The sequence below is a fragment of the Polaromonas sp. YR568 genome (assembly GCF_943371715.1).
GTDB lineage: Bacteria > Pseudomonadota > Gammaproteobacteria > Burkholderiales > Burkholderiaceae_C > Polaromonas.
Map to the genome: position 1 here is coordinate 1 of NZ_CALRVW010000024.1, position 20,486 is coordinate 20,486.

20 protein-coding genes and 1 pseudogene are annotated in these 20,486 nt (G+C 63.2%); 3 read left to right on the plus strand and 18 right to left on the minus strand.

Annotation, left to right across the window (positions count from 1 at the left end; all coding sequences use genetic code 11):
• Window positions 1-476: 476 nt before the first annotated feature.
• From AAG813_RS15620 to AAG813_RS15635, 4 genes are all read right to left on the minus strand, one after another.
• The gene (locus AAG813_RS15620) at window positions 477-725 is read right to left on the minus strand and encodes a hypothetical protein (RefSeq protein WP_341916596.1); all 249 of its coding nucleotides are present in this window, start codon (window positions 723-725) and stop codon (window positions 477-479) included.
• A gap of 30 nt (window positions 726-755) precedes the next feature.
• The gene (locus AAG813_RS15625; protein WP_341916597.1) at window positions 756-935 is read right to left on the minus strand and encodes an SMR family transporter; all 180 of its coding nucleotides are present in this window, start codon (window positions 933-935) and stop codon (window positions 756-758) included.
• Between the two features lie 197 nt (window positions 936-1,132).
• On the minus strand, window positions 1,133-3,379 hold the full coding sequence (locus tag AAG813_RS15630) for a hypothetical protein (RefSeq protein WP_341916598.1): 2,247 nt from the start codon (window positions 3,377-3,379) through the stop codon (window positions 1,133-1,135).
• A 128-nt stretch (window positions 3,380-3,507) separates the two neighbouring features.
• Window positions 3,508-5,604 carry a glutamine--tRNA ligase gene (locus tag AAG813_RS15635; protein ID WP_341916599.1) on the minus strand — a complete coding sequence of 699 codons (2,097 nt, stop codon included), beginning with the start codon at window positions 5,602-5,604 and terminating at the stop codon, window positions 3,508-3,510.
• Between the two features lie 149 nt (window positions 5,605-5,753).
• Between AAG813_RS15635 and AAG813_RS15640 the strand changes: the two genes are divergently transcribed.
• Window positions 5,754-6,209, plus strand: a complete 456-nt coding sequence (locus AAG813_RS15640; protein ID WP_341916600.1) for a hypothetical protein — start codon at window positions 5,754-5,756, stop codon at window positions 6,207-6,209.
• A 91-nt stretch (window positions 6,210-6,300) separates the two neighbouring features.
• Here AAG813_RS15640 and AAG813_RS15645 read toward each other — a convergent pair whose 3' ends face one another.
• The 4 genes from AAG813_RS15645 to AAG813_RS15660 form a co-directional block, all read right to left on the minus strand.
• Complete coding sequence (locus AAG813_RS15645) at window positions 6,301-6,888, minus strand: DUF3455 domain-containing protein (protein ID WP_341916601.1); 588 nt, start codon at window positions 6,886-6,888, stop codon at window positions 6,301-6,303.
• 118 nt (window positions 6,889-7,006) lie between these two features.
• A complete protein-coding gene (locus AAG813_RS15650; protein WP_341916602.1) occupies window positions 7,007-7,492 on the minus strand; it encodes a hypothetical protein in 486 nt (161 codons plus the stop codon).
• A gap of 391 nt (window positions 7,493-7,883) precedes the next feature.
• Entirely contained in the window at window positions 7,884-8,429 is a 546-nt protein-coding gene (locus AAG813_RS15655; RefSeq protein ID WP_341916603.1) for a DUF3455 domain-containing protein, read from the minus strand.
• A 274-nt stretch (window positions 8,430-8,703) separates the two neighbouring features.
• The gene (locus AAG813_RS15660; protein WP_341916604.1) at window positions 8,704-9,342 is read right to left on the minus strand and encodes a DUF924 family protein; all 639 of its coding nucleotides are present in this window, start codon (window positions 9,340-9,342) and stop codon (window positions 8,704-8,706) included.
• Between the two features lie 317 nt (window positions 9,343-9,659).
• On the opposite strand from AAG813_RS15660, the gene AAG813_RS15665 reads away from it, so the two are divergent.
• Window positions 9,660-11,675 carry a prolyl oligopeptidase family serine peptidase gene (locus AAG813_RS15665; RefSeq protein ID WP_341916605.1) on the plus strand — a complete coding sequence of 672 codons (2,016 nt, stop codon included), beginning with the start codon at window positions 9,660-9,662 and terminating at the stop codon, window positions 11,673-11,675.
• Between the two features lie 26 nt (window positions 11,676-11,701).
• Here the strand turns inward: AAG813_RS15665 and AAG813_RS15670 are convergent, their stop codons facing one another.
• The 8 genes and pseudogenes from AAG813_RS15670 to AAG813_RS15705 form a co-directional block, all read right to left on the minus strand.
• Entirely contained in the window at window positions 11,702-12,529 is an 828-nt protein-coding gene (locus tag AAG813_RS15670; RefSeq protein WP_341916606.1) for a LytTR family DNA-binding domain-containing protein, read from the minus strand.
• Window positions 12,526-13,569: a histidine kinase gene (locus AAG813_RS15675; RefSeq protein ID WP_341916607.1), complete on the minus strand. Its 1,044-nt coding sequence runs from the start codon at window positions 13,567-13,569 to the stop codon at window positions 12,526-12,528. The genes AAG813_RS15670 and AAG813_RS15675 overlap by 4 nt, the downstream gene beginning before the upstream one ends.
• Window positions 13,566-13,871: a 2TM domain-containing protein gene (locus AAG813_RS15680; protein WP_341916608.1), complete on the minus strand. Its 306-nt coding sequence runs from the start codon at window positions 13,869-13,871 to the stop codon at window positions 13,566-13,568. Before AAG813_RS15680 ends, AAG813_RS15675 begins: the two co-directional genes overlap by 4 nt.
• A gap of 45 nt (window positions 13,872-13,916) precedes the next feature.
• Entirely contained in the window at window positions 13,917-14,891 is a 975-nt protein-coding gene (locus AAG813_RS15685) for an alpha/beta fold hydrolase (RefSeq protein ID WP_341916609.1), read from the minus strand.
• Entirely contained in the window at window positions 14,888-15,910 is a 1,023-nt protein-coding gene (locus AAG813_RS15690) for a dienelactone hydrolase (protein ID WP_341916610.1), read from the minus strand. The genes AAG813_RS15685 and AAG813_RS15690 overlap by 4 nt, the downstream gene beginning before the upstream one ends.
• 14 nt (window positions 15,911-15,924) lie before the next feature.
• A complete protein-coding gene (locus AAG813_RS15695; RefSeq protein WP_341916611.1) occupies window positions 15,925-16,218 on the minus strand; it encodes a 2TM domain-containing protein in 294 nt (97 codons plus the stop codon).
• Between the two features lie 15 nt (window positions 16,219-16,233).
• The gene (locus AAG813_RS15700; protein WP_341916649.1) at window positions 16,234-16,815 is read right to left on the minus strand and encodes a DUF6622 family protein; all 582 of its coding nucleotides are present in this window, start codon (window positions 16,813-16,815) and stop codon (window positions 16,234-16,236) included.
• Window positions 16,792-17,199 (minus strand): annotated as a pseudogene (locus tag AAG813_RS15705) (DUF2306 domain-containing protein); the annotation flags it as partial. The gene AAG813_RS15700 and the pseudogene AAG813_RS15705, both read right to left, overlap by 24 nt.
• Window positions 17,200-17,401: 202 nt before the next feature.
• Between AAG813_RS15705 and AAG813_RS15710 the strand changes: the two are divergent.
• The gene (locus tag AAG813_RS15710) at window positions 17,402-18,235 is read left to right on the plus strand and encodes an undecaprenyl-diphosphate phosphatase (RefSeq protein WP_341916612.1); all 834 of its coding nucleotides are present in this window, start codon (window positions 17,402-17,404) and stop codon (window positions 18,233-18,235) included.
• Between the two features lie 587 nt (window positions 18,236-18,822).
• Here AAG813_RS15710 and AAG813_RS15715 read toward each other — a convergent pair.
• The gene (locus tag AAG813_RS15715; protein WP_341916613.1) at window positions 18,823-19,653 is read right to left on the minus strand and encodes an alpha/beta hydrolase; all 831 of its coding nucleotides are present in this window, start codon (window positions 19,651-19,653) and stop codon (window positions 18,823-18,825) included.
• A 4-nt stretch (window positions 19,654-19,657) separates the two neighbouring features.
• On the minus strand, window positions 19,658-20,485 hold the full coding sequence (locus AAG813_RS15720; RefSeq protein ID WP_341916614.1) for a proteasome-type protease: 828 nt from the start codon (window positions 20,483-20,485) through the stop codon (window positions 19,658-19,660).
• Window position 20,486 lies beyond the last annotated feature (1 nt).

Genomic DNA, 20,486 nt, shown 5'->3' on the forward strand with positions numbered 1-20,486 from the left:
GCGTACACGGGCCTGCCCGTGGGCCCAATCTTTACAACTCTCGACCCCTCAACCAGCTCTGACATGGTGCCCACCTTCTACTACTTGGTGGGCACCATCTTGGACAATACTTAGCCCACTCTCAAGAGGGTGCAGAGCAGACGCTTACGACGGCCCGCGCTGCGGCCTTGCCGGTACTCCCTTTGAATATCGGCAAGGCACGTCAAAAACTTGAGGGCCGGCCCAGGGGACGGCGGGTGTGTGGGGAAGGCTGGGGGGCGAGGGGCAGGGGCCTCCCGGCTACACCGTGCGGACGGTGAGCGGCGACAGCCATGCCAGCGAAACGCGTAGTTGCGACATTGATCGAGGGCGCGGCCTAGGCTAGGCTCAGCGCCGGGCCCGAGAAGGCCCGGGAGTTCATGCGGGCTTATCCGGCCAACTGGCTGAGGGCCAACCCGGTCGAGAAAAGCCGCTGAACCGCGGCGGCTTCTTCTTCTTCAGTGGGTGACGAACTCGTAGCTCACGCCTTCACTCTCCACCATGTCGAGGATGTCGTTGAGCTGGTCTTCGTCCTCGGTGCTGCTCCAGGTCTCGTCGGGGTTGGTGGCAAACAGCGGCTCGATCGCCAGGTCCATGAAGCGGCCATCGGGCATCTTCAGCACCGGCGTGCCTTCGGACGTTTCAGCCAGCTCCCAATCGTCGGGGACGGACATTTCGAGCTGGATGGTGACATTGAGTTTTTTCATGATGGTTTCCTGGTGGGTGAGGCGGCGAGGTTAACCCATGCTCAAGGCCAGGCCCAGCAGCCAGAAGTTCAAGCCGGCCGCGATGATGGTCACGACGCCATAGCTCATTTCGGTGAAACCATCGGACGCCTTTATGCTGATGGCCCAGACGGTTTCCATGATGTCGGCGATCAGAAGAACCAGCCAGGCGGCGGCGGGGGTGATGCTCATGTGTTCCTTGGGGCTAGGTGTATCGCCCAGATGGCGGCTCTGTCCACCAGATGTTTAGCCGATCAGGCTGTGACAACTGGCCTGACGGTACTTGCATGCGGGTTTTGCGTTTCGGGTCAACCCCAACGGCGTTAGCCGCTGACTGGCACGTGCTCCGCCAGCGTCCACTAGATCCAAAGCAATATTAAATAGGCTTGTTACGTGAGCGACTCTAATTGCAGCCAAAGCGGGTCCTTGCTTAGAGAAAGCTGATCTCTAATTGCCTTCATCCGAGCCGTATATTCCCGCCTTGGGTTATAGATGCTTCCAGAAGAATCCTTGCTTTTTTCTACTAAACCTTGGGATACCAGCATTGTGAGAATTTTGTCGATAAGCTTCTTGTCGAAATTCTGACCAAAACCACCTTTGTATAGAGAGTTCTCTTTGCGCCCACCGCCGCGCTGAAAAAAAACTTTGTGGACGATCGAAAGAAATAGCTTCTGTGCTGGGGGTAGCGGGCTCGCCTTAATCCTCGCCGCATTTGAGACGCTATCTGCAGCGTAGAGCTTGCAGCCTTCTACCCATTCAGGCAGCGACGCGGCTGATGAGAGTCCACTCGCTCGCAATATTTCCGTTCGCTTAACTGATACGTTTGATTTGTCCTCAACGACGCAATTTTCTAGAGATAGCAAATCAATAATTCCATCAGAAAACTCTACGTTATAAATTTTACGAAATCCTAGGGCCAAGATGCAGATCTCAGCTCCAACTATTTTCGTTCCAGAAAAGTCAAGAGGCTCGCCATCAAGTAGGAGCAATGCTGCGACGATTTCTCCAAGTACTTGAGAGTTTTGAGCTGCTCCATCGCGGTGAACGAAGGAAAGTGCATCTGATTCAAAGTCATACAGTTCAATCCATTGAGCCAAAAAATACAGCCCAAGCGGTTGTAGAGCTTGTGAGTAAGCTTCACCTAAAACTTCATGATTCTTACTTGAAATATCGTCAACAACGCAGTCAGCAAAGAGAAGTTGCACTATGTATGGATCTACAAACTGACGATCGGGCGACTCCGGTTCAATCCGGCCGAGCGTGCAGAGCCTTGATAACATTAGTTGCCCAGCTTGATCCGGAGCGTACCCAGTGGCTAGCTCATACGCTCGATTTATGTCCTTCGGCGTGAGTCGGCCAAGGTTTTGGGAACTGGTCCGGGTAAATCTTGCGAGAAGTCCGAGGACGCTACGCACCGTAGCGGCTTCGATAGAAGTGTGCATCTTGGCTTCGCGTGTGCAGACTGTGTCAATGAACTGTCCCCAAAAACCGACCTCACCAGACTGCGATTGCAGAATTTCTTCTGCATCTGACCGGTCCATTGATGCGAGGATCTGAAACATCAAGGGTTTTTTGGGCAACCACTTTGGCGCCCTAGCCTTTAAACCCAATGCGGTGAGGTATGCGTTAGCTTCGGGTTCTTCGAACTCATCTCGGCACTTTAAAACCGATGTCCCATCAGTTCGGAACGACAAGCCAATCGCTTCGAGAAGCTCTTTGTTGTCCTCAAAGTAGTGTGGTCGGCCGGTTACGAGTACGCCGCCTGTAGAAATTTCTAGTAGATCACGTACACCACTCAACGCTTGCTTTCGTATGGATGCTCGGCGGTCTTCGCTATTTCCAAACGTCTGTGTTCCTACCTCATCGAATCCGTCAAGAAGAAGGAGGATACTGCCGGCCTTTAGCAGTTGCATCGCCCTGTCAACTGATCCTGAAAGTCCCAGGCGTTGAAAGTGGCCAGCGATTATCTCCACGCCTGAAAGCGCTCCCCAGTGTTCACGTAAATTTATTGCTAACGGATAGGCGGAAGCGCTTTTAAATTCTTTCGAAATGATTTGAAAAACTTCGCGAACACATCGGCTTTTTCCAGTGCCGTACTCTCCAAGGAGTACAAGCCTATTTCTGCGAGAGAGATTGTCACAAATATCGCGTACGCCAAATGTTTTCCCTGAGTCGTTTACCAAGTATGTAACCGGAATATAGGTGTTGGAGTCTGATTGACCAGTGGCGGGATCAATGGCACTTCCAAATGGACTAGCTGATCTGAGTGACTCATAGGCATTAAAGTCGAACGCCTGCTGTGCGAATGAACGGACAGATAAAACATGTATTTTATTTGCCTTGCCGATATCGAGCATGCCCGGCGTAGGCTCTTCCTTGAGCACAATAAATGCTCGAGCCACAATCGATTGCGCCGCGAACTGCATCTTGACCGCTGCAATTTTTGCGGTATCAGCTCTAACCTTCTCTAGGTTATGTTCTTCCGTAATTTCAACGAGGACTATCTCCTCATCAGAAAGCCTAGCTACGCCATCGAAATTGACGCCGTCGATGCGCTCTGGTAACAAGGGTTTGTGCCAAAGTATTTGGCCCAGATGTCTGACGTACTGTTCCAGATTGCGCCAAGACTTATCCATAATTACCTTCGATGAGTTACGTTGGACTAGGGCGATTTAGCTTCAGATGATTTTAGGTAGCAGAAACTGCGATAGATGTGAGTAGCTAGGATGATGTATCTGTCCGCCGCTGCCTTTGCTCGAGTGACCTATTTACTAAACGAGTCTTTCATCCCCGTCACCCGATTGAACACGACTTTGTTCGCAGCGTGATCCTTGATGTCAGTGACAAAGTACCCATGCCGCTCAAACTGGAAGCGCTGTCCGGCTTCAACACTCGCCAGTGACGGCTCCACATAGGCCGTCACCACGCTCAGGCTGTCCGGGTTCAGGTTGTCCAGAAAGTCCTTGCCGTCGGCCTCGGGGTGGGCCTGGGTGAACAGGCGGTCGTACAGCCGCACTTCGGCCTGCACCGCGTCGTTCACGCCGACCCAAGTGATCACGCCCTTGACCTTGACGCTGTCGGAGCCGGGGGTGCCGCTCTTGGTGTCGGGAATCAGTTTGGCCTGCACTTCGGTGATGTTGCCTGCCGCGTCTTTGGTCGCACCCACACATTCGATGACGTGGCCGTATTTCAGGCGCACCTTGCTGGCCGCAATCGCCTGGCCGCTGGCATTGGTGTGGGCGGGGAACAGGCGGAAGAAACCCTTGGGCGGCGTCTCTTCGTAGTCGGTGCGTTCGATCCACACTTCCTTGCCGATCCTGAACTGGCGCGTGCCCATGTCGGGGTGGTGCGGGTGCACGGGGGCGGCGCACTCGTCGAGCTTACCGGCGCCCATGACCTCGTCCCAGTTGGTCAGCACCAGCTTCACCGGGTCGAGCACGGCCATGGCGCGCGGAGCGGTCGGGTCCAGCGTGTCGCGCAGGCAGCCTTCGAGTGTGCTGTAGTCAATCCAGCTGTCGCTTTTGGTCACGCCTATGCGTTCGGCAAACAATTGAATCGCTTCGGGCGTGTAGCCGCGCCGGCGCAGGCCGACGATGGTGGGCATGCGCGGGTCGTCCCAGCCGGTCACGCGTTTGTCGTTGACGAGTTGGGCCAGCTTGCGTTTGCTGGTCAGCACATAGGTCAGGTTGAGCCGCGCAAACTCGTGCTGGTGCGGCAGCAGGAAGAGGTTGGGGCGTTCGCCGTCGAGCGCGTGTTCGAGCAGCGGCGTGAACTGCGCGAGTTCTTTTTTGAGCAGCGCAAAAAACGCGGGCAGGTCGTGCAGCACGGCGTCGGGGTTGTGCTCCCAGCGTACAAACATGGCGCGCATCTGCGCCTCTGGCTCGCTGGCAAACAGCTTGTCAGCGTGGTTGTGGCAGTGCAGGGCAAATTCCTTGCCGGCTTCCAGGCCCTGGCCTTCGATTTTTTCAACCAGCTCGCGAGCTTGCGCAAACTGCGGCGCACGCAGGATGGGCACGATGCGCTCCAGCGTCCAGTCGTAAAACGGGCGCTGGTCTTCAAACTCGAGCGTGCAGATGCTGTGGGTGATGTTTTCCAGCGCGTCCTCGATCGGGTGCGCAAACGAGTACATCGGGTAAATGCACCACTGGTCGCCGGTGGCGTGGTGCGTGGCGCGGCGAATGCGGTAAATCGCCGGGTCTCGCATGTTGATGTTGGGACTCGCCATGTCGATTTTGGCGCGCAGCACGGCGGCGCCGTCGGCGAGTTTGCCGCCCTTCATTTCGCGAAAACGCGCCAGGTTCTCGGCCGGCGTGCGTTGGCGGAAAGGGCTGTCCACCCCGGGCTTGACGAAGTCGCCGCGGTTGGCGCGCATTTCGTCGGCGCTTTGTTCGTCCACATAGGCGTGGCCGGTCTCGATCAGGTATTCCGCGGCGCGGTACATGAAGTCGAAGTAGTCGCTGGCCTGGAACAGGTGCGAGGTGGCGACGCCGTTGACCGGGGCGTTCCAGTCAAAACCCAGCCATTTCACCGCATCGATGATGCTGTCGACGTATTCGGTGTCTTCTTTTTCGGGGTTGGTGTCGTCAAAACGCAGGTGGCACACGCCGCCGTAGTCGCGCGCCAGGCCGAAGTTCAGGCAGATGCTTTTGGCGTGGCCCACATGCAGGTAGCCGTTGGGCTCGGGCGGGAAACGGGTGCGAATGCGTGCGGTGTCCGGCTGGCCGGCGGCGTGGTGGGTGGCGTCGCCGGGGCTGCCGCCCCACTTGCGGCCGGAATAGGTGCCGGCGGCCAGGTCATGCTCGATGATCTGGCGCAGGAAATTGCTGGGCTTGTGGTTTTCTTTGTCTGCAGGGGCGTTCATGAGGCTGATTCTAGGGGGTGGGCATGTGTAAAGACGAGGTGAGCGTTACTTTTGGCTACGCTCTTCACTGTGCGTGCGGTAGCCGGTTCGCCGGCTGGCGCGTTTAATACCTACATGGGCTTTTTCTGCCCAGTACCAAGGAGAAAGCAATGCTTAAGACAACCTTTCAAGCCGCACCGTCCCGCAAGCCGATGCTGATGGCCGGCGCCGCTGCCGCCCTGGCCATCGTGGCGATGGGGTTTGCCGGCGGTGCCCATGCCCGCAGCGACGTGCAGTTTTCCGTCGGTGTGGCGCTTCCGGGCGCGCAGATCGGCGTGACCAATGCCTACCCGGTGTACTCGCAGCCGGTTTACGTGCAGCCCCAGCCGGTTTATGTGCAACCCCGCCCTGTGTATGTGCAGCCTGCACCGGTGTATTACCAGCCGGCGCCGGTGTACTACCAGCCGCGCCCGGTCTACGTGCAGCCCGCACCGGTGTATTACGGCCGCCCCCATGGATGGCACAAGCGGCATGGCCACCATGGCCGCGACGATGACCGCCGTGGTGGTTATCGCCAGGGTGGCTACTACGTGCAAAACCAGGGGTCAGGTTATTACGGCCGCTGAACCCAGCCTTTGCCAGAACCAAAAAAGCCCGCAGGTTTGAAGCCTGCGGGCTTTTTTGTGGGCGCTGTGACCCAATCCGGAAGCAGGCAGTTCAGGAGCCTTTGGCGCGCCAGAAAATGTATTCGGCCTCGTAGGGCACTGTTTTACGCATGCCCAGCTGCGCCGAAGTGCAGGGGATGCTCGATATTCCGCCGCCCACGGTACGCAGGCGCTGGACATAGGCGATGTTGTGCAGGGCCCCGGGTACGCCCGAAGACTGGGCGATGTAACGCTGCAGCGGCAGGTTGTTGTTGCCGTTGAGTACCTCGGAAAATTCGCGGGCCATGACGCTGGAGCCATCGCGATGGACCCAGCTCGCGCGAGCCCCGGGCTTGTGCATGATGGTGCCGCCGTAGGTGTCGGTCAGGTCCACGCTGGCGTTTCGCATCAGCCACTCGTATTCATACGGCGCGCGTTTGACGGCCTGGCATTCGTACAGCAGCCTGCCGTTGCTGGTGGCTTCCAGCACCGGCTGGTAACCGTCGGGCACACGAATGGCCTCGGGCAGGTCTTTCTGGTTGTTGTAGGGCTGCAGGGGCCGGTAGCCGCAGGCGCCCAACAAGGCGGCGCTGCCGATGATCACAAGCAGGCTGCGCGACAGGCGGCCAAAAAGGGCATTGCGGCAGGAAGGTGTTTTCACAAAGGTTCCGGACTGTGAGCTTGCCCTAGTACACCCCATGATCATGGGAGGTGTTGTACGGGAAAACCCCCGCACGCCGGCGCGGCTTGTCCTGTCGGCGACCGGCGCCAGAAGCTTTTCAGCCCACGGTGGTGCAGGAAATGTCATACGCGGCCAGTGTTTTTGGTTTGGAACCTGGACCGGCCAAGCCGTTGTTGTTGCAGCTTTTCAGCGTCTTGCTGAAGCCGCCTGGCTTGGCCTGCAGGCTGTAGCTGACGCGGGTGAAGCCCGACGCATCCAGCGCGGGGCGCATGGCCACGACGGCGCTGCTGCTGTTGTCCCGGGTCAGGGTGCTTGGCGGAGCCGGTGTCAGTTCCCATTCCTGGGTGCCGTCGGCGCGGGCTACGCGCTGGTAGAGCAGGTGATCGTCACCCGCCAGAGAGAGGGCTTGCGCAGCGGCTGGCAAGGGAGCAAGCACCACCGGCTGGTCATAGGCGCCATAAGTGCGGGGGGTGGAAGCGGGGCCTGAAAAAGCAGCGATCATGGCCGCCGTGCCGGTGACTACCAGCAGGGTCAGGCCGATGGCCAGACTGATCGCGCGAAACATATGGTGCGTGTTTCTCATCTCAGGTTACTCCTTGCACATCATCAAACCGCAACTCCAGGCCGGGCCCTGTAGGCGGCTGCCTCTTGCATGAGACAGCGCACAGCGCGGCGTGGAACAACGGTCTCCCATGGATTGAGGCTTTCCAGACTGGCTGGTGGGGAGGCGTCTCATGGAAGGTCTGGTTCATTATTGGGTGCGGCTGCTGACCAGTTTCGCTTGCAACAGGTGTAAGCGTATGTAGGACGCCGCGCCCGAGAATTGCGGGCAAAAAACGCGACCGGTCGCCTGCACCAAAAAAAACCTGCGGGCCACCGCTCGCGCGATGGCCCGCAGGCTGTCAAGGCCGGCCCCGCCAGACGCGGAACCGGCCGCTCACCATGGAGGCGGCCGAAGAATTGCAGCGCGGGGCTTACATGGCCTTGTAGAAGATGTAGTCGGCCTGGTACTTGACGATCTGCTTGGCGCCCAGGTTGCCGGCGGCGCACGGGGTGGCCGGTGCAACACCGCCCATCGTGGCCACGCGCTGGATGTAGGTCACGCCCTGCATGGCGCCGCTGCCCATGGCGGGGTTGCCCTTGACGAGCTGCAGCGGAATGTTGCCGGCCATGTTGGGCGCGACGGCGAGTTGTGTGGCGGTCAGTTTGGAGCCGTCCATGGCCTCCCAGGTGGCCGGCGGGCCGTAGTACTTGCCGACCTGCTTGCCGCTGCGGTCCATCAGTTTGGCGTCGGGGCCGACAAACACCCATTCGAACTGGCCGGCCATGTCTTTTTTGGCGCTGCACTGGTAGGTGATGTCGCCCATGCCCACGGTTTCGAGGGCCACCCGGTTGCCGGCGGGCACCTGGACGGCGGCGGGCAGGCCTGCCTGCGAGTAGGTTGGCATCATCGGTGTCATGGTGCCGCAGGCGGCAACAAGGGAGACGGCAGCGGTGGCGAGGGCGGTACGGATCAGCATGAGGGGCACTCCTGGTAGTGAGCTGGCGGGCGCCAGTTGTAGGTTGTGGATGTCGCGGGGTCAACGCACCGGATGGCCGCAACGAGGCGGGCAGTTCGATGGCGTCTGCCGGGGATACGTGGCCGGCGCGCCGGTGGATTCAGCGCAGACAGGCAGGGCGTGAAAAAAATCACGCCGGTCTGTGCCGTGCGGTGCTGGTGATGGACGGGTCGTGCCGGCGGGCGTGTTGCCCGCGCATCCGCGCTGGCCGGGCCGGCGGCGCGGTGTTCGGTGGTTACTGCCCGAAACGCGGGCCGATTTTCAGGAACTCGAATTCCAGCGCGCTGCTGGTGCGCCCCAGCGCGGCGTTGCGGTAGGGAAACCGGCCATAGCGGGCAATGATGTCGCGGTGTTTGACAGCAAAGTCCAGCGAACTCTGTGCGCTGGCGCGGTGCGCCTCGGGCACGGCCGCGACCAGGGCGCTGAAGCGGCGCACGCCTTCTTCCTGCAGGGCCAGGTTCTCGGCATGGGTCAGCGGCATGTACAAAAAGACGCGGCCGACCCAGGGCAGGGTCTGGTCGATGCCCTGCGCAAGCGCTTCGCTGACCAGCCGCTGGGCCTGCTCGTCGCCGGCAAAGGCCTTGTCGGTGCCGCGAAAGATATTGCGTGGAAACTGGTCGAGCAGGATCACCAGCGCCAGCCGGCCCAGCGGTTGCGCCGCCCAGCCGTCGAGGCCGCCGGCCAGTGCCTGTTCGACCAGCGGGCGAAATGTCTGGCGGATTTCATCGTCGAGTTCGGGCCCGCCGTTGAACCAGCGCTTGCCCATGTCCTGGCTGGGCCAGCCCAGCGTGAGGCCATCACTGAACCAGAACTCAAGAACCTGGTCGGGCGAGGCGGAAGCCGGGGAGGGCGTTGAGGGCGTTGAAGAGGGCATGGGCTGAAGCGTTGACTGTACATGCGGTCGATGCTGGTTTTTCTATCCCCCGCGCCGTTGCCGCGTTGCTGCAGCGCGTCGGCGGACGAACTGGTGCGGCCGGTGCGCTTGCCATGGTTGCTCCTGAATCCATAGCTGCTCGCGCAAGCCCGGTAAGCACCAGGGGCACTTTTTCCATTTTTTTGGATACACGGGGCGCACGGCGCAGGACCGGTGGGCGCCGCGCCTGGCGATGACCGGGGGTGTGTCAAACCGCTGTTCGCCACTATCATGGCCGGGCCGATACCACCGGCCAGAAAAAAATCAAGGAGGGTCCGATGTCTTTCAGTCGAATTCCGGTCGCCCTGGGCGCCGCGCTGGTTTTGCTCACCCTGGGGGCCTGCACCACGGCGCCCATTCAATCCAATCTGGCGGCTGCGCAAAGCCGCGGTGAGCTGGCGCCGCTGGTGCCGGTGCGGCGTTTTGTCGCCAACATCGACTTTGCCGCGGGCTTTGTGTTGTCGCCCGACGGGCAGCGGCTGATGTGGCTGCAAACGGTGGGCACCGACAGCGGCCTGGCCGTACGACCGGTCGCCGACGGCAGCGCCGTCACCACCTATGCCATTGGCAACCAGGGGCGCGGCGGCGGCACCCACACCTGGATGGCCGACAGCCGGCACGTGCTGTACAGCAAGGACCCGACCGGTGACGAAAACATCCAGCTCTTCGTGCAGGACACGCAGGCCGCCGTGCTGGCGCCCTGGGCGGTCACCCCGTGGCGCGGCGTGCGCTCTGTGTATCTGGGGCGCTCGGGCTTCGACGGCGCGAAGTTTTTCTTTGCCAGCAACCGGCGCGACAAATCGACGCTGGACCTGTACGAGGGCGACGCGTTGACCCGCAGCTTCAAGGAGGTGGCGCGCAGCGACGGCACGGTGACGAGCTGGATTCTTGGCGTCAACCGTGAGCTGGTCGGCCGCGCACGCCAGTTGGGCCGCGCCGACGGTTCGGATGTGGCCATTGAGCTGCTGCAGCCCGATGGCAGCTGGCGCACGCTCAAGACCGTCGGCGGATTCGACTCGTACTGGTTCAACCGGGTGGACCCCGCGGCAGGCAAGGCCTGGGTCACGTCCAACATCGGGCGCGACAAGACCGCTCTGCTGGAGGTGGACCTGGCCAGCGGGCAGGAGCGCGTGCTGGCCGCACACGACCAGGTGGATCTGGGCCTGGCGCTTTTTGGCATCAGGGGCGGTCCGGTGGCTTATGTTTTCGAGCCCGACATGCCGCGTATCAGTTACCTGGACGCGGCACTGGGCCGCGAGGTGCAGGCCGCGGTGCAGAAGGCGCTGGCAGCCGGCTTGCTGCCGGACGAGCCGGTGATCACGCGGCCGCAAGGTTTTTCCGAAGACCAGCAACGGGTGGTGCTGCGCAGCGTGGGGCACTTTGATTCGGCCGAGTTGCTGCTGGACCGCCGCACCGGCGAGGTGAGCCGGCTGAACCCGCTGCAGCGCGAGGCAGCAGCGGTGCTGGCCAAGGAGGAGCCGTTTTCGTTCAAGGCTTCTGACGGCCGCACCATCCACGGCTACCTGATTCGTCCGCGCGGTGTGAAGGGGCCGGTGCCCATGGTGGTGTCCATCCACGGCGGCCCCTGGGTGCGTGAGAGCTGGAGCCCGGCGGTGTTTGACTCCTCGCAGTTGCTCGTCAACCGAGGCTACGCGGTGATGACGCTGAACTACCGCGGCTCGTCCGGCTACGGGCGTGAACACATGTGGGCCGGCGAGCGGGAGTATTTTGGCCGCCTGCAGAAAGACATAGCCGAGGGCGTGCAATGGGCCATTGACCAGCAGGTGGCCGACCCGAAACGCCTGGCGGTGATGGGCGGCAGCTTCGGCGGCTTTTCGGTGCTGGCGCAGCTGATCCAGAAGCCGCATGACTACGCCTGCGGTGTGGACGTGGTGGGCGTGGCGAACTGGCCGCGTGTGGTGGACAACTGGCCGCCGTTCTGGCGCAGCCGGCACATCTTCGGACGTTTTTACGGCGACGTGAACAAGCCCGAAGACCGTGCGCAGATGCTGGCGAACTCGCCGATCACGCATCTGGACAAGATCACCGCACCGCTGCTGGTGGTGCACGGCGGCAACGACATTCGCGTGTTGCGCCAGGACTCGGACGATGTGGTGGCCGGGCTGCAGAAGCTGGGCCGCCCGGTGCAGTACCTGCTGTTTGCCGACGAAGGCCACAGCATCTCGAAGTGGCGCAACCGGCTGGCCATGTGGCGCACCATCGAGGACAAGCTGGCCGGCTGCCTGGGCGGGCGCAGCGCTGGCTTTGACTATTACCAGCTGATGCCGAGATAGGTCGGCCGGCGGCTGGTGCCTGGTGGCTACAGCGCGCGGAACAGCGGACTGTACAGCCGGCTGACTGCCAGCTTCTCGGGCCGGCCGCGCAGGCTCAGCGTGAGTTTGCCGGTCTCGTCGCGGCTGACTGTGTCAATCGCGCCGGCCTGCACCACGGTGCCGCGGTGAATCTGCCAGAAGGCTTGCGTGTCCAGCTGGGGCAACAGCTCTTTCAGCGGTGTGCGTATCAGGTACTCGTGATCGGTGGTGAGCACCCGCACGTATTTGTCGGCCGCCTCGAAATAAACCACCTCGCCCACCGGCACCATGCGGATGGTTGTGCCCACGCTGATCTGCAGCACCTTCAGCGGGCCGCTCTCCGGCCCCGGCGCGCGGGTGGCGGCCAGCAGCTGGCGCAACTGGTCCAGGGTCGCATCCAGGGGCGCTCCTGAATTCATAGCTGCTTGCGCCCGATTGGCAAGGGCTTGCTGCACTTTTGACACTGTTTTCTGCAGGCGCGCGGCTTGCACCGGCTTGAGCAGGTAGTCCACCGCCTGCGCTTCAAAGGCCTGCACCGCATACTGGTCGTAGGCGGTGACAAACACCAGCGCGGGAAACGGGGTGTCCTGCGGCCAGTCGTCGGCCAGTTCGGCCGCGGCCTCCAGGCCGCCCAGGCCCGGCATGCGAATGTCGAAAAACAGCACCTCGGGCAGCAGCTGCAGCGACTGCGCCACGGCCGAGGCGCCGTCCCCCACTGTCGCCAGCACGCGCAGCGCGGGCCAGGCGCGTGCCAGCTCGGCCTGCAGCGCCTGCGCCAGCAGCGGCTCGTCTTCGGCGATCAGGGCGGTGGCCGGGTGGTTGGGATGGTGGTTCATGGTTTGAAGGGAAATCGGACGCTGGCCCTTGTCCCGCCTGCGCCATCAGCTACCAATTCAATAGCGATGTCGGCACCGTAGGTGCTGGCAAGGCGCTCGCGCACCTGGGCCATGCCGAAACCGGCGCGGTCCTTGTCGGCGCCCGACAGGCCGACGCCGGTGTCCAGCACCTCGAGCACCAGCGTCGCGCCGTCGCGCCGGGCGCGCACGGTGATGTGCCCGCCTTCGACCTTGGGCTCCAGCCCGTGCTTGATGCTGTTTTCCACCAGCGGCTGCAGCAGCAGCGTGGGCACGGGATGCTGCGCCAGCTCAGCAGGCAGCTCCAGCGTGTAGGTCAGGCGCGGCCCCATGCGGATGAGCATGAGCTCGAGGTAGTCGCGCAGGCGGTCGAACTCGGCCTGCAGCGTGTGGGTGGGTGCCAGCGAGGCACCGAGCGTGGCGCGCAGGTAGTCGATCATGTGATCGAGCATGACCTGGGCGCGCTGCGGGTCGGTGGCGATCAGCGCGCGCAGGTTGGCCAGAGTGTTGAACAGCATGTGCGGCTCGAGCTGGGTTTCCAGCAGCTTCAGGCGCGCCTCGCTGGCGTGCTGGCGCGCTTCGTCCATCTTGCGCAGGAGGTAGGCACTCTTGTTGATGGAATAGAAGTAGAAGCTGCCGGCAATGCCGGCCAGCGCGGTGATCAGGATGGAGGTCCGCAGCTGGCTGCTGTCGTTGTGGCCGGCGCCGGGCGGAAACCAGCCGTAGTAGTCACAGAGGCGGTCGGCGATGCCCGTGCCCGCCAGATAACCCAGCACGATGCTGCCTGCCACCAGCACCAGGCCAGCCCATCCCTTGGGCCAGCCGGTTTCTGCGCTCGACGGGAAGAGGTGGCGGCCGATGTCGATGCCGGCCCAGGTGATGCCCGCGATCAGCAGCGAATACACCAGCGGCGGACCCCAGGGCCGCTCCGGCATGAAGGCGTACTGGATGGTGGCGATGGCCAGCGCGAAGGCCAGGACTTGCAGCAGGTGCCGCAGCTTGGCGGTCCAGTCGATGTTCATCGCTGCGGGCCGTCGCCGAGCTCGCGCTGCAGGCGTTCGCGCTCTTTCTGCACCAAACGCTCGCGCAGGCCGCTGCCGTTGCCCAGCACAAACACCGACACGCCATGCAGCACCAGCCCCAGGCCCCAGCCCAGCAGCGGAAACAGCGACCAGGGCCGGCTGCCGAAGCCGTGGATCGACAGGGCGAAGATCACCAGATTGACCAGCAGGTAGAGCGCGGCGTGGACATACCAGCCCAGCTTGGCGCCCGCACGTTTGTGCGCCAGGCGTTCGATGTCTTCGGACAGGGGCGGTGTGTGCATCTTGGGAAGGTACGAAAAAAACATTCTAGGGCAGCAGGTGCGGCTTCAGCTGCGGCAAGCTTCGATGATGGCCGGCCAGGCGCGCGGGTCCAGCGTCAGGCCCATGTGGTTGACGCCGGGCACGAGGGTGACCGGCACCGGCTGGCCGGTTGCGGCAAACACCCCGGCAAACTGTTCGGCGCGAAAGAGCTCGTCGTCGCTGCCGACCACGATGCGCAGCGCGCTTTGGACGCCGCGGATGTCGGCCAGGTAGTCGTCATGCGGGCCGAAGCTGGTGGCGAGGGTGAAGGAATAGGAGGGCGTGAGTTGGGGACGGGCCGCGTCGTTCAAGCCGAAGTTCAGCACCGGCAGGTCATTCCAGGTGGTCAGGCCGGCGCGATTGAGAACGTGCAGCGCGACCAGGCGGGGCAGGCCCACCGACACCCAGCCGCCGTTGCCCGGCCGGGCGGTGGGGGCGTCGTGACGCAGGTAGGGCGAGAGCAACACGTAGCGGTCAAACAGGGCCTGCCGCGCGCCGCCTGCAAAACGCAGCACGAAGCCGCCGCCGGAAGAAAATCCCAGCAAGGTGCTGGGGCCGGTGTGCGGCACGGCACGCATGAAATCTTCCACGTCGTCCTCCAGCTGGCCCACGTAGGCGGCCTGCCCGCGCGGGCCCGAGTCGCCGTGGCCGCGCATGTCGAGTGCGGCCACGTTGAAGCCGGCTGCAGCCAGCGCCTGGGCCAGCACGTGCATGGAGCGGCCGCGCGCCGACGAGCCATGCACCAGCACGATGCGGCGTGTATCCCGGGCTCCACCGGCAGCGGGGTAGTCGAGCCAGGCCAGGGAGGTACCGTCGCGGGCTGCAAAAGACCGCGCGGGCGGCACGGCGCTGAAGTCCACCTTCGAAAAGGGTTCGTTGATGCTGGCCAGCGGCGCGATCGGTGCCGGCCCGCCGAAGGTTATGGCGGCGGCGAGGGCCGTGAACAGCAGGGCCACGGCCGCGAAGGCGGCAAAAACAGTGAAAGTGGTGGCTCGGGTCATGGCAGCAGGTGTTTGCGGAAAAAGGCTGTGATCTTTCGGTCGACCTCGGGCAACTGCCTGCGGTCGAAATCAGGCGGGTCGCCCAGCAGTTCGGCTTCAATGCTGCCGGGGCGCAAGGGCGGCAGCGGCGACAACATGGCGCCATGGCCGGCGCTCGGCAGATCGGCGATGACTTCGCACGAACTGCAGGCGGCGCGCACGGCGCCCACATGGAAGCGCGGCACCTGGTTGATATCCTGCTGCGCCACGACCAGGCCCAGCGGCACGCGAGGGCTGGCCAGCGACGCCATGTCGAAGTCGGCCGCAAAAGGCACGCTGGCCACGATGGCGCGCACCCGTGTGTCTGCATGGCTTTGCCAGGCGGCATCGTCAAAACGCTGGCGGATCACGGCCAGTGCCAGGCTTGTCTTGAGGCCGTCCAGAAAGTTGCCGCGCAAGCGTGTGAGAAAGCCGACGCAGGAGGAAAAATCCTCGGTGATGTGGGCTTCACAGTGTTGTTTGAAGTTTGCCGGCGACCAGCGCCCGCCCGCCAGGCTCAGCGCGGTATGGCCGCCGGCGGAGCCGCCGTACACGCCAACCTTGTCCAGCGCCAGCAGCGGCGCAAAGCGGGTGTCGCCGGCGACGGCGTCGATGGCGCGCGAGACTTCGGCCGGCCGCCGCTTCCAGCTTTCGGGGCCCGGGGTGGACGGGTCGCGGGCGTTGTCGCCCCGGTGCTCGGGCAGGGCCACCACAAAGCCGGCCTCGACCAAGGAGCGGGCCAGGTCGGTGTGCACCCAGGGCGCACCGCCCGAGCCATGCGAAATGACGATCAGGCGCCCGTTGCCGCGCATCGGTATGCCGTCGCCGGCCAGCGTGAGGTGGAAGGGGCCGCGCTGGACCGGGCCGTCCGGCGCGCTGGACGGGTAAAACACGGTGACGGGGCCGTCACCTTGCAGGCCGGGCACGGTGGCCAGGCCGGTGCCCGCCTGGGCACAGGCGGCGGCCAGCCAGAACGCGCAGCTTGTCAGGTATCTTTTCATGGTGTGCCGCCCGTTCACCACATGTCGCGTTGCTGCGCGAGGCGCTCGCGCTCGTGCTGCACCAGACGCTGGTACAGGCCGGCGCCGCCGGTGAGCAGAAACACCACCACGCCGTGCACCGCCAGGCCCAGGCCCCAGCCGAGCAGGGGAAACACGGCCCAGTGGCGGCCGCTGCTGACCGACAGGGTGACCAGCAGCAGATTGACCAGCAGGTAGACGCAGGCGTGGAGGTACCAGCCCAGTTTGGCGGCGGCGCGTTTGCGCGCCTGGCGTTCGAGCTGCTTGTCTTGCGGGTTGTTTGTGTTCATGGTGTGCTTTCCGGTTCAGGCGTGGAGGGTGGTCATGGCGGGGGCAGCGGGCTGCCGCACCAGCCGCAGCAGGCGTATCGTGCGGCCGGCAAAGATGCCGCTGAAAACGCCGTACAGCGTGGCGATGGCCAGGGTAAGCCCTGTGTTGGCCGCCATGGCCGGGTTCATCGCCAAGCCCACACCCACCATGTACTTGGTCAGGAAGATGCCCATGATCAGTCCCATCGGGACCCAGCTGCCCGGCAGCTGGAACTGACGCCGGTCGGGGTCGTAGGCCGTCCCGGCCGGCAGCGGCATGGGCGTGACGATGAGCAGCAGCCCGGTCGCGGCGGCCAGCCAGCTGCCCAGCACGGCGGCCGAGGCGCCAAAGGCCGAGACGGTGCCGTACAGCGAAAGGGCGTCCAGCCCTAGCGGCAGCAGGGTGATGCGGGCCAGACCCACGCTGCGGCTGCGGGTCTGGCTCCAGCCGAGCACCAGCAGGGCGGCCAGCAGCCCCCAGACCCACAGCGGCGTGTTCGTCAGGATCTGGCCGATCAGCGGGGTTCCCTGGGGCGGCTGGTAGCGCGGGGAAATCAGGCCCAGCCACTGGCCGAACACCAGGTTGCCAAGGTAACGGCCGGGCAGCAGGGTGAAGGCACCGGCCACGCCGCAGGCCCCGATGTACAGGCGCTGCATGGTCTTGCGGTGGCCGGTGATGTTGCCCCTGGCCAGGAACCAGAAGGCCAGCGCAAGCATGCCGTATGTCACCGGAATCAGGGTATGGATGGGGGTGTAGCCGTTGATGTTGGGCAGCCGGAAATCGCGGATGAAGATGGCCGAGGTGGCGGCCACCAGCATCAGCGTGACCCATGCATAACCGGCGGCGCGGTGCAGCCGCGGGCGCGGGGCGCGGGCCCGGCGCGCCCACAGCGCGACGGGTCCGACCGCGGTGGCGCCGAGAACGGCGCTCAGGTGGATGGCGATGGTGGGTGACATGTCCATGGTGTTCTCCGGTCAACAAGGTCAAAACAAGGTGAAACGGACTTTGCCGGGACGGCTGCGCCGGCGCGAGGGCTTTGCGACGAAATGCAGGAGACGCGGTGCGAGTTGCAGCCAGCGGACGCGAAAAGCGCGGCCCGGCGCCTGCCGCGCCCCGGGGGCAGCGGGCCGACAGCGATAATCAGCCCATATTTTTGGAGCGCGTGTGGACATTGCATTGCTGATCAAGGCTGCCGTCATGGGCATCGTCGAGGGTTTGACCGAGTTCCTGCCCATTTCTTCCACCGGCCACCTGATTCTTGCCGGCGCCCTGCTGGGTTTTGACGACGAGAAGGCCAAGGTGTTTGACATTGCGATCCAGACCGGCGCCATTTTTGCGGTCATCCTGGTCTACTGGCAAAAACTGCGCGACACGCTGGTGGCGCTGCCCACGGAAAAACAGGCGCAGCAGTTTGCGCTCAATGTCCTGGTCGCGTTTGTGCCGGCGGTGCTGCTGGGCCTGCTGTTTGGCAAGGCCATCAAGGCCCACCTGTTCACGCCCGTGGTGGTGGCGAGCACCTTCATCATTGGCGGCTTCGTCATTTTGTGGGCCGAGCGGCGGCAAAAAATGAATCCAGCCACGGCACGCATTCATGAAGTGGAGGCCATGACCATGATGGATGCGCTCAAGGTCGGCCTGGTGCAGTGCCTGGCCATGGTGCCCGGCACCAGCCGCAGCGGCGCCACCATCATTGGCGGCATGTTGCTGGGCCTGTCACGCAAGGCGGCGACGGATTTTTCGTTTTACCTGGCGATTCCGACGCTGATCGGTGCCGGTGCCTACAGCCTGTACAAGGACCGCGCCCTGCTGTCAGTCGCGGACCTGCCGATGTTCGGCGTCGGGCTGCTGTTTGCCTTTGTCAGTGCCTGGCTGTGCATTCGTTGGCTGCTGCGTTACATCGCCACCCACAGCTTTGTGCCCTTTGCCTGGTACCGCATCGTCTTCGGTGTCGTGGTGCTGGTGACGGCGCAGATGGGCTGGGTCACCTGGGCGGGCTGAGATGTCATCCCGGACCTGATCCGGGATCCATGTTGGATGACTCCTGCAGCCTGACTTGCCAACAAGCCGGGTCTCGCCCCGGCGGGCGACTCACTTTCTCTTGCTTCGCCAAGAGAAAGTAAGCAAAGAGAAGGCGACCCGATGGTCTGGGTCCCCTGCGCTACGCTCCGGGGCAACCTGCGGTGCTCGCCGAAAACGGGGTCAGGCACAAACTCGCTTCGCTCAAACAAGTGCCTGCCCTGATCCGTTTTCGGCTGCGCTCCTCGGCCCAGCCCGACGGGTTGGCGAAGAAAACCGAAAACCCCGAAGAGAAATCGGGAGTCCTTGAAGCGCAAAGCGCTTCAAGGGCGGGACTCCCAACGCACGGTCATGTTTGCACGCGAGCGCAGCGCACGCGGCCAAATGGGGCTCCCTTCTCTCGCCCAGCGGGGCGAGGGAAGGGCGGGGGGTTGGGAGTGGAGTTGAAACTACTGTCGAGAACGGACTGCAAGCGCAGCGTGATGCCTGAAAACATCCCGCCAACGCCGCAACTCAATACGCATGGATTGCGGGTCAGGCCCGCAATGACAAATTTCATTCGGGGCTGATTAGCCCATCAGGTTGCGCAGGGCCGCCTCGATCGCCGCCGCCGTGGCGACGGGTTTTTCCATCGGGAACAGGTGGCTACCGTCGAGCATCATGATGCGGCCCCGGGTGACCTTCTCGGTCATCGCCATGCCCACCTGTTTCATTTCGGCCGACTGACGCCCGCCGATAAAGGCCACCGGGCATTTGAGCGGATGGCGCTTGAGCAGGCCCTCGAGGTTGTCGGGCAGGGTGTTGTAGATGGCGGTTTCCACGTCGCGGTCAAAACTCAGCAGACGCTGGCCGCCGGCATCGTGTGTGCCGTGTTCAATGTAGTCGAGCAGGACCTGTTCATCCCAGCGTGCAAAGGCTTTTTTGCTGCGGAAATGTGCCAGCACTTCGGCCTGGCCCAGCCACTGGTGCCGGCGCTTGCGGCTGATGGCGCCGGGTGAAATCGAGCCGACCAGCTGCGCACGTTTGGCCACGCTCAGCGCGGCGGCACGCCAGCCGCCCAGGATGGGCGAGTCGATCAGTAGCACTCCGCGCACCGGCAGACCGCCGAGAACGGGGTTGCGCGCGGCGCACATCAGGCTCAGGAAGCCGCCCAGCGAGTGGCCCACCAGAAAGGCCGCCTGACCGGTTTTTTCGACCTGCTCGCTGGTGAAGTCGGCGAGCTGCTGCACGAGGTTGGGCCAGTTGCTGGTGACCGGATAACGCGGATCGTGGCCGAATTTTTCAATCGCCTTGACCTGGAAGCCGCGCGAGCGCAGCCCCTGGAACAACACGCCGTAGGTGCTTGCGGGAAAGCTGTTGCCGTGGGAAAAAATGATGAGGGGTTTGGTGGAGGCGGGCACGGGGTCAGATCAGTTTTTCTTCGGGGGAAGTGATTTTTTTCAGGGGCTGGTTGCGTGTCAGCGGCGTCAGCAGCGGCACCTGCGTTTCGCCGCCGGTCCACATCGGATCTTCGATGCTGTCAAAAACCTGGCGCAGCTTTTTGCCCCAGTTGTCGTGCAGCATGCGGAAGTAGGGGTTCTCGTGGTCGATGCAGACCACCTTGTCGCTTTGCAGCGAGTTGACTTCGTAGACCACCATGTCCAGCGGCAGGCCGACGGACAGGTTGGACTTGAGCGTCGAGTCCATCGAGACCAGCGCGCATTTGGCGGCTTCGTCCAGCGGCGTTTCGGGGGTGATCACACGGTCCAGCACCGGTTTGCCGTATTTGGATTCGCCGACCTGGAAGTAGGGCGTCTCGGGCGTGGCTTCGATGAAGTTGCCGGCCGAATAGACCTGGAACAGACGCATGCCTTCACCGCGGATCTGGCCGCCGAAGATCAGCGAAACGTTGAACTCGACGCCCGCGTGTTTGAGGTCCTCGGCGTCGCGCTCATGCACGCGGCGGATCGCGGCGCCCAGCACCCGCGCCGCGTCGAACATGCTTTTGGCGTTCCAGATGGTGATGGGCGGGCCGCCTTCCGGGTCCTTGAGCTGCTCGATCTGCAGGATCTCGCGCACCGACTGCGAGATCGACAGGTTGCCGGCCGACAGCAGCACCATGAAACGGTCGCCCGGCTTTTCGTAAATGATCATCTTGCGGAAGGTGCTGATCTGGTCCAGCCCCGCGTTGGTGCGGGAGTCGGAAAGAAACACCAGGCCGGCGTTGAGTTTGATGGCGACGCAGTAGGTCATG

Excerpts from the sequence above, each read along its gene's own strand:
- AAG813_RS15620 (WP_341916596.1), bottom strand. The coding sequence starts at position 725 with ATGAAAAAACTCAATGTCACCATCCAGCTCGAAATGTCCGTCCCCGAC.
- AAG813_RS15625 (WP_341916597.1), bottom strand. The coding sequence starts at position 935 with ATGAGCATCACCCCCGCCGCCGCCTGGCTGGTTCTTCTGATCGCCGAC.
- AAG813_RS15630 (WP_341916598.1), bottom strand. The coding sequence starts at position 3,379 with ATGGATAAGTCTTGGCGCAATCTGGAACAGTACGTCAGACATCTGGGC.
- AAG813_RS15635 (WP_341916599.1), bottom strand. The coding sequence starts at position 5,604 with ATGAACGCCCCTGCAGACAAAGAAAACCACAAGCCCAGCAATTTCCTG.
- AAG813_RS15640 (WP_341916600.1), top strand. The coding sequence starts at position 5,754 with ATGCTTAAGACAACCTTTCAAGCCGCACCGTCCCGCAAGCCGATGCTG.
- AAG813_RS15650 (WP_341916602.1), bottom strand. The coding sequence starts at position 7,492 with ATGAGAAACACGCACCATATGTTTCGCGCGATCAGTCTGGCCATCGGC.
- AAG813_RS15655 (WP_341916603.1), bottom strand. The coding sequence starts at position 8,429 with ATGCTGATCCGTACCGCCCTCGCCACCGCTGCCGTCTCCCTTGTTGCC.
- AAG813_RS15660 (WP_341916604.1), bottom strand. The coding sequence starts at position 9,342 with ATGCCCTCTTCAACGCCCTCAACGCCCTCCCCGGCTTCCGCCTCGCCC.
- AAG813_RS15665 (WP_341916605.1), top strand. The coding sequence starts at position 9,660 with ATGTCTTTCAGTCGAATTCCGGTCGCCCTGGGCGCCGCGCTGGTTTTG.
- AAG813_RS15670 (WP_341916606.1), bottom strand. The coding sequence starts at position 12,529 with ATGAACCACCATCCCAACCACCCGGCCACCGCCCTGATCGCCGAAGAC.
- AAG813_RS15675 (WP_341916607.1), bottom strand. The coding sequence starts at position 13,569 with ATGAACATCGACTGGACCGCCAAGCTGCGGCACCTGCTGCAAGTCCTG.
- AAG813_RS15680 (WP_341916608.1), bottom strand. The coding sequence starts at position 13,871 with ATGCACACACCGCCCCTGTCCGAAGACATCGAACGCCTGGCGCACAAA.
- AAG813_RS15685 (WP_341916609.1), bottom strand. The coding sequence starts at position 14,891 with ATGACCCGAGCCACCACTTTCACTGTTTTTGCCGCCTTCGCGGCCGTG.
- AAG813_RS15690 (WP_341916610.1), bottom strand. The coding sequence starts at position 15,910 with ATGAAAAGATACCTGACAAGCTGCGCGTTCTGGCTGGCCGCCGCCTGT.
- AAG813_RS15695 (WP_341916611.1), bottom strand. The coding sequence starts at position 16,218 with ATGAACACAAACAACCCGCAAGACAAGCAGCTCGAACGCCAGGCGCGC.
- AAG813_RS15720 (WP_341916614.1), bottom strand. The coding sequence starts at position 20,485 with ATGACCTACTGCGTCGCCATCAAACTCAACGCCGGCCTGGTGTTTCTT.